Raw genomic sequence first — 1,648 nt, forward strand, 5'->3', positions numbered from 1 at the left:
GCGCAAACCTACGCAGAACGGCCAAGTTCCCCCAAGTTTTCATAGGCGCTGAAAAGTCCATCGTGAGCATGTCATCCGACAAAAACACTCAGCAATTCAACGACTTAGCGGAAGAATCGCCCGCCGGCCGGGCTCCCGCGCGTGCCCCCATTCCGGCCCATACCCCAATGATGCAGCAGTACCTGCGCATCAAGGCCGAGCACCCCGACACGCTCGTCTTCTACCGCATGGGCGACTTCTACGAGCTCTTCTATGAAGACGCCCGCCGTGCCAACAAGCTGCTCGACATCACGCTGACCAGCCGCGGCCAGAGCGGCGGCGAGCCGGTCGTGATGGCCGGCGTGCCGTTCCATTCCGTCGAGAGCTACCTGGCGAAGCTGATCAAGCTGGGCGAAGCCGTCGCGATCGCCGAGCAGGTCGGCGACGTCGCCACCGCCAAGGGCCCGGTCGAGCGCAAGGTGGTGCGCGTCGTCACCCCCGGCACCGTCACCGACACCGAGCTGCTCGCCGACAAGCGCGACGCGCTGCTGCTCGCGGTGTCGCAGAAGACGCAGCGCGGCGTCACCAGCTACGGCCTCGCCTGGCTCGGCCTGAGCAGCGGCCAACTCGGCCTGACCGAATGCACCGAACGCGAGTTGCCCGGCTGGCTCGCCCGCCTGAACGCCGCCGAGGTGCTGGTCGACCGCGAGCAGGTGCCCGCGGCCGTCGCGCAGGCCCGCATCGCGATCACGCACCGCCCCGGCTGGCAGTTCGACACCGCCCTTGGCCTGCGCAAACTGTGCGAGCAGATGCGCGTCGCGAGCCTCGCCGGCTTCAACGCACAGGAACTCGGCACCGCGCAGGCCGCCGCCGCCGCGCTGCTGAGCTATGCCGAGCACACGCAGGGCCAGGCCCTGGCACACGTGCGCGCGCTGCAGGTGGAGCGCAGCGGCGACCTGCTCGACCTGCCGCCCACCACGCACCGCAACCTCGAACTCACGCAGACGCTGCGCGGCGACGACGCGCCGACGCTGCTGTCGCTGCTCGACACCTGCCGCACCGGCATGGGCAGCCGCGCGCTGCGCCACTGGCTCACGCACCCGCTGCGCGAGCGCACCGTCGCATCGCAGCGCCACGACGCGCTCGACGTGTTGATCGAGCACGGCGTCGCGCCGCTGCGCGAGGCGCTGCGCGGCATCAGCGACGTCGAGCGCATCACCGCCCGCGTCGCGCTGCGCCAGGTGCGCCCGCGTGAACTCACCGGCCTGCGCGCCACGCTGCAGGCGCTGCCCGCGCTGCGCGAGCGCGTGCCGGGCCGCGCCCTGCTGCTGGAGATGCTGGCCGAGGCGCTGACGCCCGACACGGCGATCGAAGCCCTGCTGCGCAGCGCGATCGCCGACGAGCCGTCGGTGATGCTGCGCGACGGCGGCGTGATCGCCCGCGGCTTCGATGCCCCGCTCGACGAGCTGCGCGACATCAGCCAGAACTGCGACGCCTTCCTGCTCGACCTCGAAGCCCGCGAGCGCACGCGCACCGGCATCGCCAACCTGCGCGTGCAATACAACAAGGTGCACGGCTTCTACATCGAGGTCACGCAGGGCCAGGCCGCCAAGGTGCCGATGGACTACCAGCGCCGCCAGACGCTGAAGAACGCCGAGCGCTTCATCAC

At 70.4% G+C, this 1,648-nt stretch carries 1 protein-coding gene; it reads left to right on the plus strand.

Annotation, left to right across the window (positions count from 1 at the left end):
* Positions 1 to 167 precede the first annotated feature (167 nt).
* On the plus strand, positions 168 to 1,648 hold a 1,481-nt coding region (gene mutS, locus AC1D12_RS32845), incomplete at its 3' end, for a DNA mismatch repair protein MutS (RefSeq protein WP_477845308.1).

Source organism: Rhizobacter sp. P1_G5, from assembly GCF_056405435.1.